Here is a 16,679-nt window from a genome sequence, read left to right as displayed (position 1 = left end):
AGATCATTTTTTTCACCATAAAATGCTGATGAATGACTCCATTAACCAATTTAAACTACTGAACCACCTCCCTTTTTTCACAATAGAAAAAACAGCGATGCATGAGTGATGAATATCACAGAAATAATTTTAAGTAATCATAGCATCTTACTAGGCATTTAGCAACTCACTTATTTCTCCGTAAAACAAACAGCAATGTTTCAAACTACGCCGGACTTTAAGAGAGGTAAACCTGTCGTTCCACGATTCCTTCTCCGCAAACAACAGTTTCTTCCCCTTTTATGACTCATTGAGTTCGCAAATCGTTTACATCTGCAAACTTCGCAAATTCGGAACAACATCCCTTTTACAATTCCAATACACTGAGTGTACCGACTTGGGAGGATGCAATAAAACGCGATCCGTTTCAGGTCTTGTAATGACAAAGGGAGGTCATCTTATGACATTCAGTTTATTCGCTTTTACGTTCACCATTCGGCGCAGAAAACAAAGAACACCTCAGGAACGTTATCAGGATCGAGTTCGCATCGAAAAGCTGCGCAACCAAATGCTGGATCGACGTTTCGAACACGATCTGTGGATTCGATAATTCGTCCATCAAAAAATGATGATATAAATCTTCGCGGAAATCAAAGGTTCAAGTTGCTTTTGCAAATAAAGATCGGTCCACAAGTGATGCACCGAGGAAACGGTGCATAAACAGCAATAAAAGCATTGCTAAAGTTTGGACCGGCTGTCAGGATTCTACTCTGGATGAGACTGTTCCTTCCATTTTTTCCAGTCAGCTAAATCTCTTTTAAATCGTTTAAAACCGGCGGATCTATTCATGAGCATCTCATCTGCGTAGACAGCACTCGCTCATATTCTTGTTCCAGTTCCTCCAAGGTTAGCTGAAACAAATGCTTTCCATTCTTTTTGTAAATACGATGTGAAATGAGCTGATCAATTAATTGTTCGCGATACTCATTCGATTTGCGTTGAATACTATGGGCCATAAAGGGTCATCTCCTAAAAAAAGACTTAATCATCAGCAAGAGGATCGGTCCACTCGCATCGTTGCTGATTCCATTCTGATCGCCCGATACAAAATCAAAATCCCCTGTTTCACTTCGATAAGAAGAGGAAACAAGGGATCCATGATGCATTGACCTCGACTTATCTTCAAGCATTGCTGCTTTTGGAGTTAGCACCGTTCCTGTCGGCCGGTTGCTGAGGTTTCATCGGGCCAATCCCTCCACCTCTCTTGATAAGTACACTATTGAAAGAACTTAATCTTATATTATTACAATTAATCATATATGTAAACTATGAATAATGATTTATTTTTTATTCCTCTTTTTAGAGGATTAATTCACTACACGTTTCTGTTGAGCAACCACTTTTTGATGTGAGGGAAGCAGCAGAGACGCGATCAGCGTGGCAATGCCTATAAAAAAGACACATATAAAGACGAGATGAATGCCATGAGCCAAGTGAACAGCGGTGCTTCCGCCTGACGATATTTTTTCATCTGAAAGCGCGTTGTTAAAGATTGTTCCAAAGACCGCAATGCCGACGGTTTGCCCAACAGACCTCATCAGCATATTTGATGCGGTCGCCGCCCCGCGCATGCTCCATCCGACCGCAGATTGCACAAGTACCGTTGTCGGCGTCATCGCATAGCCCATGCCGAAGCCGATGACAATCATGATCCCGACGAAATACCAGTATGGCGACCCAAGTGACAAGGCCGCGAGCCAAATACCGCCAAGTGTGACGAGAATCGTACCGATCACAGCGGTTCGCTTTGATCCGACCTGATACATATAGCGTCCGGCAAGGGCTGCTCCGAGGGGCCAGGCGAGCGACATTGGCATCAGCGTCAGTCCTGAGCTTGTTGCGCTTTTACCAAGAATTGTCTGAATCCACATCGGCAGATAGACATTGACCGCAATGACGACACTGCTTGCCAACAGAGTCACAAGATTGGAAACAAGAATTACAGGAATTCGAAATAAAGATGGCGGAAGCATCGGCTCGTCCACTTTTGTTTCCAAATAACTAAATAAAGCCATGAAGATGACAAAAGCGGCAAAGAGCGCATATACTGGAGCCGAATTCCACGCAAAGCTTTGCCCCGCGTTAAGCAGCACATACAGAAGCGACGAGAGGCCGAGCGTAAACGCAGCCGCTCCAAAATAATCAATTGAATGGCTTGTATTCTTGTCAAACGATTCGTGAAAGCAAAAAGTAATCAAAAGCAGCGACACGAAGCCAATAGGCAAATTAATGAAAAAAATCCAGCGCCAGCTGATTTGGTCGACAAAAAAACCGCCAACGAGCGGACCAAGCAGACCGGCAATACCCCAGACCGAGCTGAACAGACCCTGCATTTTCGCCCGCTCCTCGCCTGGATAAAGATCACCGATAATTGTGAAAGTGATCGGCATCACCGCTCCCGCACCAATTCCCTGAATCGCACGAAAAATAATTAATTGCATCATCGTTTGCGACAGTCCGGATAAAACAGATCCGCCAATAAACAATATAACACCAATGATGAAGACTTTCTTTCGGCCGAACAGATCGGCAAGCTTGCCATAGATCGGCGTGGTCACCGACGTCGTCAACGTATAGATTGCAAACACCCAGCTGATTAAACTTAACCCATGCAAGTCGCGAACCACTTTCGGCATGGCGGTACTGACAATCGTCACATCAATCGCCACGATAAGAATGGCGACGAGCATGGCAACCGTAACGAGCTTACGGTTTGTTTTTTTATTTGACATGATCTTTGTCCCTCGATTCATGAAACACCGGCGCTCGGCAGAATTTCACTTGTATTGTTCCGCTTTTTTCATTAAGCTAGCATTAATCGGAGAGCACTTCGCTTATAGTAAACGGAGATATCTCCGTTCGTCAAGCACCTGACTTGTTTCTGAAAGGATGAAGTGAACTACATCGGGATTAAAATCCCGAGCTTCGGGAACATTGCAGAATAATATAAAAATGAGCGGCGACTTGCTGTATGGCAAGAATATTGCCCTCAACTGCGACGCCGTACAATCCCTTGGAAAGCTGATAATTGATGCGGAAGCCAAACATATTAACACCTTTTCGGCTTCAACTAATAAAATTTTCGGACCCAAGGGTGTCGACATTTGCTCCGTGAATCCTCATATCGCTCCCCCGCTGCAGCTGTCCGATGTACCGACAAAATACGGCATTTGTCCGGGATTAGTTCATCTCCCAGCTATTGCCGCTTTTGCTATGGCAGCCCAAGGAAGCCGTTCAATGGGCAAAGAAGAGCCTCAGCCATGTATAAGCATACGTGAGCAGTTTATTGCAGGCATTCGAAACAAAGACATTTCGTTCATAATAGAAGGATCCGCTCAGCACCAGCTGCCGCATATTTTCGCTATACGCATTTCCGGGATTGAGGGGCAGCAAATTATGCTTGCCGCCAATCGGCGTGGCTTGATCATTGCCACCGGGAGCGCATGCAGCGCGCCGGCCTTCGGACTTCTGCTGTCCTTGGCCGGTCAGCGAAGAAGCACGGCACTCGTCAGGCTGTCTTTCGGAGAAACAACTACTGAGGAATAATTGAGTCAGACCATTCAATTATTTCTCTGAAGCCGTCTCGGAGATGCACTCAGCCATGCAGGCGTAAACGCTCAGTTACACATTGTATTCATGCCCAATCAAATAACTAAAAAACCCTTTAAAAAGAATGACAAAAGATTTAACTTATTCATTATTTCATTAGCCAATCGATGAATTAAGCTATAATCGTTGCCATTGATGCCAAGAGTGATTGTGCTGACATGGATGCCTCGTGGTACTTCCGACGATGATATAGTTTTTTATTGTTTTCTGTCTGGTCTATCCCAAAAGTCGCACGCACCTTCCGTTACGGTTATCCGTAACCAGTGTACGCGCGGTTTCATTTGTTAACAGCTTAGCATTATTTTAAGGATAAAAGCCTAAAGCGTCACAACAAGTGGTGAAAATCCTTCGGTTGAGAATTTTATGGTGCCATTCTTCCCCGTATCCGTAATTGATTATATCATCGACATTCCCATTTTCAAACCTGAGAAATGCTGCATCCTCCAACGAAAAGGTCACGATCTTTTCGCCACTTGTCGCACGTCCTTTGTTATCAATAAACGAACCGCCGTATTCATTTGAAATATGCCACAAACCACTTCATCCAGATGGCCGTAACGTTCGGCAAGCCTGCCCGCTAAACGCGCACTGTATTTCTGAATGTCGGTGAATTCGGGCATGCATTATGACGCTCACCGAAACGGTGATGCCTACCGTAAAAATCGGTTCGCTCAACATCCCGGTATTTCTTCGCCATCCATGCTGCTGTCTTAACACACGAATGATCTCATCCAGTGCTGAAAAGTCATATTCATTCTCGCTCGGCTGCAGTTGTGCCCACGAAAAAACATTAACCGTCGCTTTATTCATAATCTGTGATAAGTTTCATGGAAAGGCGAATGAAATATCACCGGAGTTGGGGCGATGAAGGCTATGATCACCTGCAGCAGCTACTCAGCGCATGAAAGAATGGCTTACCGAACGAACATTGGTGATCTGCCTCGATTCCCCTGACAGGCAGGAGCCTCTGTCTGCTACCCGGATTCTGCCAAAAAAGGCGTGTCAAAAGGCCGCAGCTCAAACTCTGACCGAGGCACCGCCATATCTGAAACGCTCTGCTGGGACGCCGATTTATCAGGCCTTGAAAGACTTAGCTGGCTACTGATTTTTAACGCAAAAAGAAGTAAGGGAAAAGTCTTCCCTCATTGGTAAAAAGAGGGATTTGATCCAAGTCAGAGCCAGAAATCGTACAGATCGCTCAGAGTAATTAACAAAAATCATTTTATACTTAAGTGGGACCCATAATCACTTGACTTACCCATGTGCAATCAGCCAATACACAAATCGTGCAACCTGATGTATGATAGTCTTACTGCTTAAATTGGGGTGTGTGTTTCATGTGGGATTTAACAAAGGGGAGTCCGATTAAAAAAATAATAATGTTCACGATCCCGCTTCTTATCGGAAATCTTTTTCAGCAGCTTTACAACGTTGCCGATACAATCATCGTGGGCCGCACCATCAGTATTCGTGCTTTAGCCGCCGTCGGTGCGACAGATAGTTTATTTGCATTAATTATTGGATTCGCACAGGGGATGACAGCTGGACTAACCATTTTAACAGCACGCCGCCACGGTGCCGACGATTATTCTGGTGTTAAGCGTAGTTTTGCGGTCAATATTATCATCAGCACCATCGTTTCCCTGATCCTGACATTGATCGGCGTTCTCTTTGCCCGTCCGATACTCGTGCTGATGCAAACGCCTTACGACATCATTGACGATGCGCAAAAGTTTATCGTTGCCTGCTTCTGGGGGATCAGCGTTACCGTTTTGTACAATCTTTTTAATAACGCCCTGCGCTCTCTGGGCAACAGCCGGGCACCGCTTATTTTTCTGGCACTTGCCTGTGTTGTCAACATTGTTTTTGACTTTATTTTCATTCTGTTCTTTCATATGGGCGTCGCCGGTGCCGGCTATGCGTCGGTTGCGGCGCAGGGACTGTCCGCCCTCTGGTGTCTGCACTTCATCAAAAGGTTCGTTCCAGAACTTACGTTGTCGCGCAGCGATTTTGCGCATCTTTTTCGGGAAGTCAAGCCACATCTCCAGCTTGGTTTGCCGATGGGATTCCAGACATCGATCATTTCAATCGGAGCGATTATTGTTCAAGTCATGTTAAACACATTGGGATCAAATGCGGTTGCCGCTTATACAACAGCAGGACGTATCGATTTCTTAGCCACGCAGATCTCGTTGTCCTTCGGAATCACGATGGCCACCTATGCCGCACAGAATTTAGGTGCCCGCCAGTATGCGCGCATCCGCAAAGGCGTTCATCAGGCGATGGCGCTTTCTTGTGTACTGAGTGTTGTCATCGGTGTATTGATCATTACCTTCGCGATTCCTCTGTGCTATTTATTTGTCGGAGGCGAGCAGCCTGGTATCGTCCATTTGGCGCAAATTTATTTTCTGTGTAACAGCACGATGTACGCGCTGCTTTCTCTACTGCTGATTATACGTTACACGCTGCAGGGGCTCGGTCACAGCTTTTTACCTACGCTTTCCGGACTGATCGAACTGTTCATGCGTTCATTCGCAGTTACTTTTCTGATAAAGTTCTGGGGATTTGCCGGCGCCAGTCTCGCCAATCCGCTGGCATGGTGCGGTGGCTTGCTTATACTCATCGGCTCATACATCTCGGTCAGCCGTAAACTCAAAGCACGGGAAGCCAGCCAGCCAGCTTATAAAACACATCAGCCGCAGCCTGAGGCATACTGAGCATAAAACTTATTTTTCTACTTGGTTTGCAGAAGAACTTTCGCATTGTTGTACAGGCAGACGGTGTCCAGCAACGCGCTGACCGTGCAGAATGAATACATGAGACGGCGATCCGCCAAGGCTAAACGACCCCCAGCTAAAGCAGGTGAGTTCAGACATAAATGTCTGCGACTTAAAAGTCGCCACTCAAGACTGAAATCTTCTGAAAGGTTTTGTGCTCATGCACACTGAATTTTGACTGAACTCAGTCATTAATCTTAAAAATGTTGTCCTTGATTTTATTTGATTGGTTGGCAAAATAAGTACGGATGATTTCATCGGTCACGGTGCCGACCGTTGCATAAAAATAATCTCTGGACCATAAGTGCTGTCCCAAGCACCGTTTTTTCAGTTCTGGAAATTTATCTTGTAATAACCTAGATGAATGAACGTCCGTCCTTTTTAGGTACTGCATGACTTTACTCGAATCCAGACTGGGCGGACAGGAGATCAGCAAGTGAATATGCTCTTTACCTGCACTCCCACAAAATTGTGATCCCTCTAGCCTCACAGCCCTGCCAGATAAGTTCTCGTAACTGAACAGCAATCTGACCCCGCAATACTTTATATCGATATTTTGTCACCCAGATCACATGATACTTAATATCCATAGATCGCATGACCACTTTTTTGATAACCGTCCATACTTTTCACCTCTGTAAAAAGTATGGGCACGAAAAGCTAAGGCTAAAAGCAGATACCGTCTAAAGAAAGTAACGATGAGTATGCATGACGAAAAATAGACAATATGAAGAGAACGCTCTTTGCTTTACCTTAAAACAATCGTATCGATCTTTTCTAATTCCTCCATCGTAAAAGGCGAACTGTCTATCACTTTTTTAGATTATTCAGTATCTGCTACTTCTTTGACGCCCCAATGAGAACGCTGGTCACCGCTCCGTCGTAATTAGAAAGCCTGGCATACAAAGCCTTTCCGCTCTTTATCGCCTGATCAAGTGCACCCATCGTCTCTTCCAGCGTTTTTCCGGGTCCATCCGATGATGGTAAAAGACGTAAACATAATCAAGCTCCAGCCGTTTCAGATTTTGATCCACGCTGGACAGAAGATATTTTTACTTCCCCAGTTTCCTATAAGGACCGTCCCACATCTCATAGCCCGCTTTCGTGCTCATGATCAGCTCATCTCGATAGGGTTTAAAATTTTCCTTCAAGATTCTTCCCAAATTTTTTTCTGCGCTTCCCGCTTTCAGTCCATAATTATTGGTCAAATCAAAATGCATGATTCCATGATCAAAAGCCGTAAAACATAGCGTTTCCATTCGTCCGTATTCCGCCGTATCACCGAAACTATGCCAGAAGCCCAGTGACACAACCGGCAGTTTCAGTCCGCTGTTGCCGCAATAAGCGTAGGTCATTCAATCATATCGATTATCGGGTGCCATGATACATCGTCATCATCTCTCTTTCTTTATAACAGAAGATATCACTTCAAGTATACTTGAAGTCAACAGGTTATCTTATTTTACGAGAGCGCATGCAATAAATGTTTACACAATCAAGAATGTCTCAGAGATGTTCCATCTACCCGCATCGACACTGCATTACTACGAGGACATGAATATTTTGACCAACATCCGTCGAGCTGTCGTCGGTCAGCGCGTTTATGAAGAGAAACAAATTCATCGTTTCAGAACCATTTGCTGTCTTAAAAAGAACCGACTTATCGATTTTTAAACTGCAGACGTTCTTTACCTATGAAGAACATGAGCCGGGAACATATCGATGACATACTTAGTCTATTGAACGAGCAACAGCGGCAAATTACAAAACAGCTCACGCAGCTTCAAACAGATTTAGTACATGTAAAAAAAAAACTTCATTAACTACGACGATATCAAAATCGCCCTCATTGCATGGAGAGCGCTCCCCACTGGACGACTACAGAAAAAAGTTTTTTTGAGCATTGTAGATGGATGTCTTCATGAATCTGTTGAGATTTTTTCGTTCCATGTAATATATTTTTAACCGTTCATCTGATTTCGCCTAGTCCCCGCTGTTTTCCACTCAGAAATCGGTCCTTGAATGGGGATCTATGCAACATGCTCACCATATAAAAAGAGAATATCGCCTCTGGTTACTTCTAATTTACCTTGCATCGATAAACTGTCCTTACTGATCTTCAGGATCATGCTCATTCAATTCTTGTAAGAATCATTCTGGGAGTTTTTAAAAGACGGGCAAGGGGCTTTATCAACTAGGGATGTGGATCGTTGATTACCGAAAAAGAGTCATTGCGTGCGTATTTGTCGTTCTGATTCTTTTTGCAGCGATTGGTATCCAGTAAGGCGAAAGTTCAATGACAATAGGTCGCTTTCCGGTAGGGAATCTGTAAAGGCAAACAAGCTGTTAGAGAAAGAATTCCTGGCAGCAAATCCGATGGCGATCAGAGTCACCAAAAAAGCAGGTATTCAGACAGAGTTTACCGACACGGTAACCATCACCAAAATCGATACTGCCGAAATCTCTGAAGTATACGGCATTATTGCATTGTTTATTCTGGTGTGACCTTTGCCAGTTTTGTTGTAGCCGGTCTTCCGGTTATTTCGACAATTATCGGTCTACTCGTCGGCTTAATGGGTGTGTTTCTCTTAGTGCACTATTTCTCAGCAGTATCGGGTATGATAATTTTTTCTTTGATGGATTGCAAGAATAAATGAGTCGCCTGGATTCTTTCAGCAGCTACCTGCCTTCGTTTTATCCGTCATATCGGCCGACCCTGATCCCAGACACACAGCGTTCGTATGTACATCCGGAATTAATAAATTAATTCAATTTGATTTTCTCGCGTGAAAATAAGCCATTTATCACTAGGTTTTCGATCCGTAACAAGATAATCGATTTTTTCCAGCGGAAGTAGATTCATCAGCGCAATCTGTTCAAACTTGTCATGATCGGCAACAACAATTAGTTTACTCGCCTGCCTGATCATTAATCGTTTCACCTCCGCGTCAAAATTGTTCGATTCCGTAATTCCCCGTTCCATAGTGACTCCCTTACAACCAAGAATCGCCGTATCGACATTATATTTTTTCACCGTGTCAATCGCTTCAGGACCAACCAGTGAAAATGAAAAGGGTCTGAGAATCCCGCCCGTCGAAATCATTTTCTGATCATTCGTCGAACCAAGACGCAGCGCTTCAATTGAGTTTGTCAGTATGGTCAAATTCTTCTTCTGTTTATACAATTCATGAACGACAGCAAGTCCTGTCGAGGATGAATCAACAACTAAAGAATCGCCGTCTTTAATAAGATGGGAAACTCTGCGAGCTATATAGTGCTTTTCTTTCTGGTTCAATGTATTCCGTTCTTTATAGGAAACCTCTTCATTCGTATGCGTGTTTAAAAAAGCACCGCCGTAAATTCGTGTACAAAACCCTTCTTTCTCCATTTTTTCCAAATCACGACGAATGGTCTCTTCTGTCACATCAAACAAGACTGCCAGCTCTGAGACAAACACTTTCTTGTTTTTTGTAAGTTCACTTTTGATTCCGGCATAACGTTCAAAAGCAAGCATATGATACCCCCTGTCTGCTTAAATGAATTTGCTTGTTGACCTGCTCATTTTATAATGAACCTAGGAAACAAGCAACAATACAGAATAAAATGAGAAAAAAAGTAACCCCATCCCTTTCAGAACGAGGTTACCTTTGGTTCAAATCATGAACTGTAATTACTTTAAACGTCCAAATATCCTTCTCGAGGCGTTACATGAAAGGCCTTAGCCAAATCACTCAAATCCTTATCTGTGATTGTCTGTTCGATCTTCCCGCCCTGCTGCTGGATGATCGACCAAATCTGTGCCGCCTTTTCAATCGTTTCAATTAAACCGAAGGCCTCGTCAATCGAGCTTCCGGAAGCGAACAAACCATGCTGCGGCCAGATTACCGAACCGAAGTGTTCCAGTTTCGCGGCAGTCGCTTCGCCAATCGTCGTCGTTCCAGGAACCATCCACGGAAGAATACCCACTCCTTCAGGAAAGACAACGAGGGATTCGGTCTGCATCTTCCACAGAATTCGTGTGATTTCCCTTTCATCAAGCTTCTGAGTAAACGTCATCGCAATCAGATTCGTCGGATGGCAGTGCATAATCACACGCTGATCTGGGTTCATTTTTAACCGTGTTTTATGGCCCATCAAATGTGTTGGAAATTCACTCGTCGGCCGTCCGCCGTCATTGAAACCCCAAAGGAGATCCACACTTTTTCCATCATCGGCAATGCGTACCAAACCTGCATCACGTTCTGGAAAGTCAATCACGTTTTTAAAGTAGCGGCCCGTTCCTGTGACTAAAAAGTACATACCGGCCAGATCTTTACCGTCAAAATCAATTGGAATTGTCTTCAAAACCTTTTTCGTGTCTTCATAAGGTGTAACTTCCTCCTCTGTCAGTCGATAACTGACATTGCCACCATTACGTTCATCCCATCCATGATCGTATAACCGAAAAGTAATTTTTGACAGTTCCTGAACAAATGGTGAATTGATAAATTTACTCATAATCTTTGCCCCTCCTGATATGATTATCTTTTTAGTAGAACGTCTTTTTCATAAGCGACAATTTCCTTGAGCCATTCCGTTCCTACCGGTACACCGCTTTCCTGGCAGTAGTAATCCCAAACTGCGCCGAATGGATAGGATTTCAATTCTTCGGTGACAGCCAAACGCATTGTATAATTGCCTTCAAGCTCCGCTTTTTTCAAATCGTTAATCGGTGCCAAGAATGCTTGCAGTAATGCTTTTAAGGTAGAGCGTGAACCAACAACCCATGCGGCCAAACGATTAATCGTCGCGTCGAAGAAGTCAAGTCCGATGTTCGTTTTATCCAGAAGGTCATCACGAACGAGCGCGCGTGCAATGCGGGTCAGCGCATCATCAAAGATAACCACATGGTCACTGTCCCAGCGAACCGGACGGGAAACATGCAGCATCAGGCCCTTTCCGAATGGCAGGAATGCCGAAAATTTATCCGATACATCTTCGGTTGGGTGAAAGTGCCCGGCGTCAATCGTCCATAGCTTGCCACGGGTCAGCGCATAGGCTTCATAGAACTCATGTGAACCAACCGTATAGGATTCAACACCAGTTCCAAACAGTTTTCCTTCAACTGCTTCAATTGTGTATGCTTCGTCGATCTTTTCTTTCAAAATTTCATCGAGCGATTCAACCAAACGTAGACGCGGCGACAACTTGTCAATCGGATTATCTTTATAGCCATCAGGGATCCAGAAGTTGTTCACTGATTGCTGGCCGAGTTCTTTACCGAAATATTCGGCAATTTTGCGGCTGCCCTTGCCGACCTCAATCCAAAAATCGCGAATTTCTTTATCAGCACTGGCCAAGGTAAATCCGCTCGCCGACTTCGGATGTGAGAAAAAAGTGCCGTTCATGTCAAGCCCAACACCTTCTTGTTTTGCCCAGTCAACCCATGATTGGAAATGCTTCGGTTCCAGTTCGTTCAAATCTACCTTTTCATCTGTATCAGCATAAATGCTGTGCAGCTGAACTTTGTGCTTGCCCGGGATCACTGACAGTGCTTCACTCAAATCCTTTCTTAACTGATCTGCGGTTTTCGCACGACCCGGATAATTGCCGCTGACGGAAATGCCTCCGGTCAGATCCTGATTCGGAAACAGAAAACCCAGGACATCATCTCCTTGCCAGCAATGAATTGATAATTTTACGTTCTTTAATGCATTGATCGCTTTATCTGTGTCCACACCAATTTCCGCATAACGCTCTTTAGCAAGTTCGTAGCTTTTTGTAATCGTTTCGCTCATTAAAAAAACTTCCCTTCGTGTTTTAGTGGTCTAATTAATCGAGATGGAATACCTCATGCAAGTCCAACGCTACCGGACTGTTGTCCAGATTGGTTTTCATTAATGGTTTCATGTATGCCCACCATTTCTTGCAGATGTCGGTGTTTGCGATTTCGTTATAGCTCGCAACATCGGGTACTTCAAGATAGGCAAACAGTTCTCCGTTTTCCTTGTTGAGGAAAATGGAATAATTGGTCGCGCCATGGTCTTTCAATTCTTTCTTCATTTCCGGCCACAAATTGGCATGGCGTTTTTGATACTCGTCATAGACGTCTTTGTTTAGGTACATGATTTGTCCAATTCTAGGCATGCGGTTCACCTCCCTTGAATAAATGCTTGATATTTGGCCAATACGTCAGGATATTGATTATCCTGCGGTGTATAGGCCTTTATCTCAAATGACTGGTTGATCAGCTTTCGTGCTTCGACAAGATCAGAGAGATCTCCTGAGCTGATCATTTGCACAGCCAAATTACCCACGGCAGTCGCTTCGGATGGGCCGGCTTTAACTGTAATTCCTGAAAGCGTGCTTGTCAGCTGGTTCAGGAAATCAACATTACTTCCGCCACCAACAATGTGAAGCACCTTAATTGGTTGCCCGACAATTTTCCCCAGCTTCTCCAATTCGTTGGCGTAAAACAATGCGAGATTGCAGTAAGCAGCAGCCACTAACTCACCGGTCGTTTGAGGAACCGTTTGATGTGTTTCCTCACAATAAGCCTGAATTTCGTCAATCATACTTTTCGGATTGCTGAACCGATCATCATTGATGTTGATAAACTGTTGAAACGGTTCAACTTGTTCGGCCTGCGCGGCCATCTCCGCAAATGAGTACTTGTTATCTTGTTCACGGCGAATGCTCTGAACAATCCACAACCCCATTATGTTTTTCAGAAAACGATACGTTCCGTACGCGCCCCATTCATTTGTATAATTCTCTTTAAATGCTTCCGCACCGTTTTCCGGAACATTCAGTTCCTTGCCAAGAAGCGACCATGTACCTGAACTGAGAAAGGCCCAGTCGTCTCCTTCACCCGGTGTTCCCACAACCGCCGACGCCGTATCATGTGTCGCAACCGTAATCACTTCGCAATCGGGAAGATCATACTCCAGACGCCATTTATGCCGGATGGCGCCAAGAACACTACCCGATTCGGCCAACCGCGGGAACTGTTCCGGATAAACATTCACTTTTGCCAGCAAATCCTTATCAAACAGTCCCTCCCGCAAATTGAGCATCTGAGTCGTTGACGCGTTTGTCACTTCTGCGACGGCGTTTCCGGTGAGCACATACCCGATATAGTCGGGAATCATCATAATTCGATCTGTTTTTTTCAAGTCTTCTTTATTTTCTTTGTACAATTGATACAGCGTATTAAGTTCAAGAAATTGAATACCGGTCTTTTTGTAGATGTATTCCTTTGAAAGATCGCCTGTAAGCTCCTCAATCGCATGTCGTGTTCGTTGATCGCGATAACTAATTGGGTTTTGAAGCTTGCGCCCGTCCATCCCAACCAGCACATAATCTACCGCCCACGTATCAATTCCTACCTTCGCCTTGTTGACACCCATTCTTTTTGCCTTCTCAAGTCCGATAAAAATCTCGTGAATTAGCTGATCAATCGCCCAGCGATCATGTCCGTTTTCCTTCGTAAACCCGTTGATGAAACGATGAATCTCTTCCAGCACCAATTTCTTCTGATTATTTATTCGTCCCAGTATTAACCGACCGCTGGAAGCTCCTATGTCAACTGCAATATAATCATTCATGTAACACTCACCTCTCAACAAAATCCAAAACTCAGATTATCCTAATCAATTTATGCTTTAACTTTTTTACCATAGCGTTCTTCAACAATTTGCTGCAATGTTTTTCCTCTTGTTTGCGGTGTCCAAATCACGCCGATCAAGAGAGAAATCAAAAGTAAAACAATCATAAATGTTCCGGCAACCGTAAAACCAAGTGTTGTCAAAATGGTCGGAAAGATCATCGACCAAACACCCGCACTGCCGCGAACCGCAAAGAACATGACACCTTGAGAAGCCCCACGCACATTTGTCGGGAAAAGTTCTGTTGCCCACAATGCGTAAAATGCCTGAGCACTGATGCCTGCCGATACGCCCCAAGCAATAACGAATACCCAAAGCGCTGGCCAGCTCATATCAAAGAAGGTCAGAATCATCCACGAAATCACCGCCAAAGCCGCACCGACAAAGAACAGGCCACGTTGGCTTACTTTATCACCAAGCGGTACAAACAATGCGTAGGTTGCAACTGCTGTAATGACCCAAAGCACAGCCTGCAGCATGTTTGCTTGAAGGTTTGTCAAGCCACCAACTGTCGAATAAACATAAGGCATGAAGAAACCCATCGCTCCGGCAACCAGATTCCAGAACATATAGACACCGACTAAGAAAAGCAATGATTTGAAACTGATAACATTTGTAAAAAGCTGTTTGTACGGATGAACCTGTTTAACCGTTGCCTCAGCCTGCTTTTTCTTATCCTCAATCCAAATCTTCGACTCATTAAGCTGACGCTGCAATAGCCAAGCGATGAGTGCGACGATAAACAGTGAACCGAAAATGATTCGATTACCCAAAAGACCCAGTGGCGAGAAAATAATGCCCAGTGTGAAAATAATCGCCGGACCGCACGACCATGCGAATTGCGAAATACCGATATGTTTTGCCCGGTTGGACTCGTCCGATATCTCAGAGATATAGGTCCAAGAGGCCGGAACGCCGACACCGACTGCTATACCTGTAACGAAAAATCCGGCAAGCAGCATTGGAAAATTAAAAGAAAACATGATGGTGGCGATACCCAGCATATAAACCAGCATGTTGTACGTATAAATGAACTTGCGTCCATATTTATCCGCCAGACGCCCACCAATCAACGCGCCAACCGCGGAACCAAACGCATTAGCACTGATCGCGCCAAGAAGACCTACTTGCAAGCTGTTCAAATTCAATTCATTCGCCCACAATGTCAGCCCACTGGCACCTGCAACGATACATCCCGAATCTAGATAATTGGTCAGCGACACCGACGCAGTCGCTTTCCAGCTTTTCTTTTCTGTTGTAACAGCGGAACCACTCATAATATTCTCCTCCTAAGCTAATTTTTCACTGAAACCATCTAAACTATTTTGTTTCAAATTTCTTACATTTAGTCTTATGAACAAACGTTTTTGGCAAGCGCTTACATTTATTATTAAACAATGCTTTCACTTATGATACAATGACAATATCAAAGAATATAAGTATCAAATAAACATAATCGGGTGCAAACAAATATGAACAAAAGCAATTCAGAAATTATCAGGCAGAAATTATCAGACTTAACCCTTATCGAAAAAGAGCAAAAAGAAAACGGCATTCATATTCCGGATATTCCTTTCTCCTCCACTCGAATCAGCAATGACCGACTTGAGTTTCTCAATAACTTTTTCTTCAAGAAACAGGATCTATACATTAGTAAACACAATCGCTTTGCCGCTTATCCTCTGCACTCCCATCAATTCACCGAATTAAACTATATGCTGTCCGGTTCATGTCAACAGGTTATTGATGGAAAGCCGATAACGCTCAAACAGGGGCAATTACTGCTTATCGGAGTCGGAACAAGCCATGAGATCAAACCATTAGGCGAAAACGATCTTTTAATCAATATTCTTTTTAACAGGCGTGTGGTCACCGTTGAATGGTTAAATCAGATGAAAAATAGTCACAGCCCACTCATTCAATATCTTTTCGATTTGGCATTGAACAGAGGAAATACAGCGGTACACTTTTTATTTGATGCCGGCGAGTCCAAGAAAATTCAGTCCATCATAAAGAATATAATTAACGAGTACTACGCTGCGGAAGTTTATTCCAGCACTATTTCCAGTTTATATTTGCCAATTTTGTTTACAACACTTGCTCGTGAAATCGATCAAACACAAAAAAGCAATGCCAAAACGCCTGAAAAAATGGTCCCCGTACTTCGACTAATTGAAGATAACTATAAGGATCTCAATCTAACTAGGGCAGCAGCACAGCTTGGTTATAATAAAACTTATCTTGGTAATTTAATAAAAAAAACAATGGGCATTACGTTCACTCAGCTCATTATCAAACGACGGCTTTACCAGGCGCGATTGCTTCTTAATACGACCGACCTGCCAATCAGTGACATTGCTCAAGAATCCGGTTTTTCTAATAAAACCTATTTCTACAAAGTATTCAAAGATCGATTTGGCTATTTACCCGGCGAAGAAAAAAGAAGGCAGCGTTCATTCAAATAAATCCCAGAATGTGGATCACAATTTGAAACAAATGGGTTTCGGTAATGAACCCATTTGTTTCATTCATGGACTTCAGTCCGTTGAGCACGCGCAGCGCGCGAAACATCCCCCCTGCATAGCAGGAGGGAGCAACAGGTTATTAT

The 16,679-nt window shown here is 44.0% G+C and carries 17 protein-coding genes, 2 pseudogenes and 1 riboswitch; of the genes and pseudogenes, 6 read left to right on the top strand and 13 right to left on the bottom strand.

All coding sequences use genetic code 11. The features are described from left to right. The first annotated feature begins 439 nt into the window (after positions 1–439). Positions 440–589 carry a YrzI family small protein gene (locus tag NIE88_RS00955; RefSeq protein ID WP_253057824.1) on the top strand — a complete coding sequence of 50 codons (150 nt, stop codon included), beginning with the start codon at positions 440–442 and terminating at the stop codon, positions 587–589. A 235-nt stretch (positions 590–824) separates the two neighbouring features. Here the strand turns inward: NIE88_RS00955 and NIE88_RS00950 are convergent, their stop codons facing one another. Beyond that, entirely contained in the window at positions 825–995 is a 171-nt protein-coding gene (locus NIE88_RS00950; protein WP_253057823.1) for a Fur-regulated basic protein FbpA, read from the bottom strand. 157 nt (positions 996–1,152) lie between these two features. Continuing rightward, a riboswitch (SAM riboswitch) is annotated at positions 1,153–1,253 on the bottom strand. Positions 1,254–1,346: 93 nt separating this feature from the next. Further along, the gene (locus NIE88_RS00945; protein WP_253057822.1) at positions 1,347–2,771 is read right to left on the bottom strand and encodes an MDR family MFS transporter; all 1,425 of its coding nucleotides are present in this window, start codon (positions 2,769–2,771) and stop codon (positions 1,347–1,349) included. A 202-nt stretch (positions 2,772–2,973) separates the two neighbouring features. Between NIE88_RS00945 and NIE88_RS00940 the strand changes: the two genes are divergently transcribed. Continuing rightward, positions 2,974–3,585: an aminotransferase class V-fold PLP-dependent enzyme gene (locus NIE88_RS00940; protein ID WP_290446238.1), complete on the top strand. Its 612-nt coding sequence runs from the start codon at positions 2,974–2,976 to the stop codon at positions 3,583–3,585. A gap of 518 nt (positions 3,586–4,103) precedes the next feature. On the opposite strand, the gene NIE88_RS00935 is transcribed toward NIE88_RS00940, so the two are convergent. Both NIE88_RS00935 and NIE88_RS22705 read right to left on the bottom strand, forming a co-directional pair. Beyond that, positions 4,104–4,268 (bottom strand): hypothetical protein, encoded by a 165-nt coding sequence (locus NIE88_RS00935; RefSeq protein ID WP_253057975.1) that lies wholly within the window; start codon positions 4,266–4,268, stop codon positions 4,104–4,106. Then, positions 4,226–4,458: pseudogene (locus NIE88_RS22705) on the bottom strand (beta-galactosidase). The gene NIE88_RS00935 and the pseudogene NIE88_RS22705 overlap by 43 nt, the downstream one beginning before the upstream one ends. Before the next feature lie 527 nt (positions 4,459–4,985). Here NIE88_RS22705 and NIE88_RS00920 point away from each other — a divergent pair. Next, positions 4,986–6,365: an MATE family efflux transporter gene (locus NIE88_RS00920; RefSeq protein ID WP_253057820.1), complete on the top strand. Its 1,380-nt coding sequence runs from the start codon at positions 4,986–4,988 to the stop codon at positions 6,363–6,365. A gap of 244 nt (positions 6,366–6,609) precedes the next feature. On the opposite strand, the gene NIE88_RS22700 is transcribed toward NIE88_RS00920, so the two are convergent. The 3 genes and pseudogenes from NIE88_RS22700 to NIE88_RS22690 form a co-directional block, all read right to left on the bottom strand. Beyond that, positions 6,610–6,819 carry a transposase gene (locus NIE88_RS22700; protein ID WP_373689390.1) on the bottom strand — a complete coding sequence of 70 codons (210 nt, stop codon included), beginning with the start codon at positions 6,817–6,819 and terminating at the stop codon, positions 6,610–6,612. Between the two features lie 55 nt (positions 6,820–6,874). Continuing rightward, positions 6,875–7,015 (bottom strand): transposase, encoded by a 141-nt coding sequence (locus tag NIE88_RS22695; protein ID WP_373689384.1) that lies wholly within the window; start codon positions 7,013–7,015, stop codon positions 6,875–6,877. 274 nt (positions 7,016–7,289) lie between these two features. After that, positions 7,290–7,780: pseudogene (locus NIE88_RS22690) on the bottom strand (aldo/keto reductase); the annotation flags it as partial. A gap of 25 nt (positions 7,781–7,805) precedes the next feature. On the opposite strand from NIE88_RS22690, the gene NIE88_RS22295 reads away from it, so the two are divergent. Beyond that, on the top strand, positions 7,806–8,099 hold the full coding sequence (locus tag NIE88_RS22295) for a MerR family transcriptional regulator (protein ID WP_290446237.1): 294 nt from the start codon (positions 7,806–7,808) through the stop codon (positions 8,097–8,099). A 702-nt stretch (positions 8,100–8,801) separates the two neighbouring features. Next, positions 8,802–8,930, top strand: a complete 129-nt coding sequence (locus tag NIE88_RS22290; RefSeq protein WP_290446236.1) for a hypothetical protein — start codon at positions 8,802–8,804, stop codon at positions 8,928–8,930. 250 nt (positions 8,931–9,180) lie between these two features. On the opposite strand, the gene NIE88_RS00900 is transcribed toward NIE88_RS22290, so the two are convergent. The 6 genes from NIE88_RS00900 to NIE88_RS00875 all read right to left on the bottom strand — a co-directional run bounded on the left by NIE88_RS00900 (position 9,181) and on the right by NIE88_RS00875 (position 15,348). Then, positions 9,181–9,939 carry a DeoR/GlpR family DNA-binding transcription regulator gene (locus NIE88_RS00900; RefSeq protein WP_253057818.1) on the bottom strand — a complete coding sequence of 253 codons (759 nt, stop codon included), beginning with the start codon at positions 9,937–9,939 and terminating at the stop codon, positions 9,181–9,183. A 161-nt stretch (positions 9,940–10,100) separates the two neighbouring features. Further along, a complete protein-coding gene (gene rhaD / locus NIE88_RS00895) occupies positions 10,101–10,922 on the bottom strand; it encodes a rhamnulose-1-phosphate aldolase (RefSeq protein ID WP_253057817.1) in 822 nt (273 codons plus the stop codon). A gap of 23 nt (positions 10,923–10,945) precedes the next feature. Next, positions 10,946–12,202, bottom strand: coding sequence for an L-rhamnose isomerase (locus NIE88_RS00890; RefSeq protein ID WP_253057816.1), 1,257 nt, complete (start codon positions 12,200–12,202; stop codon positions 10,946–10,948). A gap of 34 nt (positions 12,203–12,236) precedes the next feature. After that, a complete protein-coding gene (gene rhaM / locus NIE88_RS00885) occupies positions 12,237–12,551 on the bottom strand; it encodes an L-rhamnose mutarotase (protein ID WP_253057815.1) in 315 nt (104 codons plus the stop codon). A gap of 5 nt (positions 12,552–12,556) precedes the next feature. Next, on the bottom strand, positions 12,557–14,011 hold the full coding sequence (rhaB, locus tag NIE88_RS00880; RefSeq protein ID WP_253057814.1) for a rhamnulokinase: 1,455 nt from the start codon (positions 14,009–14,011) through the stop codon (positions 12,557–12,559). Between the two features lie 50 nt (positions 14,012–14,061). Beyond that, positions 14,062–15,348 (bottom strand): MFS transporter, encoded by a 1,287-nt coding sequence (locus NIE88_RS00875; RefSeq protein WP_253057813.1) that lies wholly within the window; start codon positions 15,346–15,348, stop codon positions 14,062–14,064. Positions 15,349–15,543: 195 nt separating this feature from the next. Here NIE88_RS00875 and NIE88_RS00870 point away from each other — a divergent pair, with 195 nt between their 5' ends. Beyond that, positions 15,544–16,536: an AraC family transcriptional regulator gene (locus NIE88_RS00870; RefSeq protein ID WP_253057812.1), complete on the top strand. Its 993-nt coding sequence runs from the start codon at positions 15,544–15,546 to the stop codon at positions 16,534–16,536. The last annotated feature ends 143 nt before the right edge of the window (positions 16,537–16,679 follow it).

The organism is Sporolactobacillus shoreicorticis (assembly GCF_024125445.1).
Lineage (GTDB): Bacteria > Bacillota > Bacilli > Bacillales > Sporolactobacillaceae > Sporolactobacillus > Sporolactobacillus shoreicorticis.
Note: the sequence above shows the minus strand (reverse complement) of the source record. Positions and strands in the feature narration are given on the sequence as shown.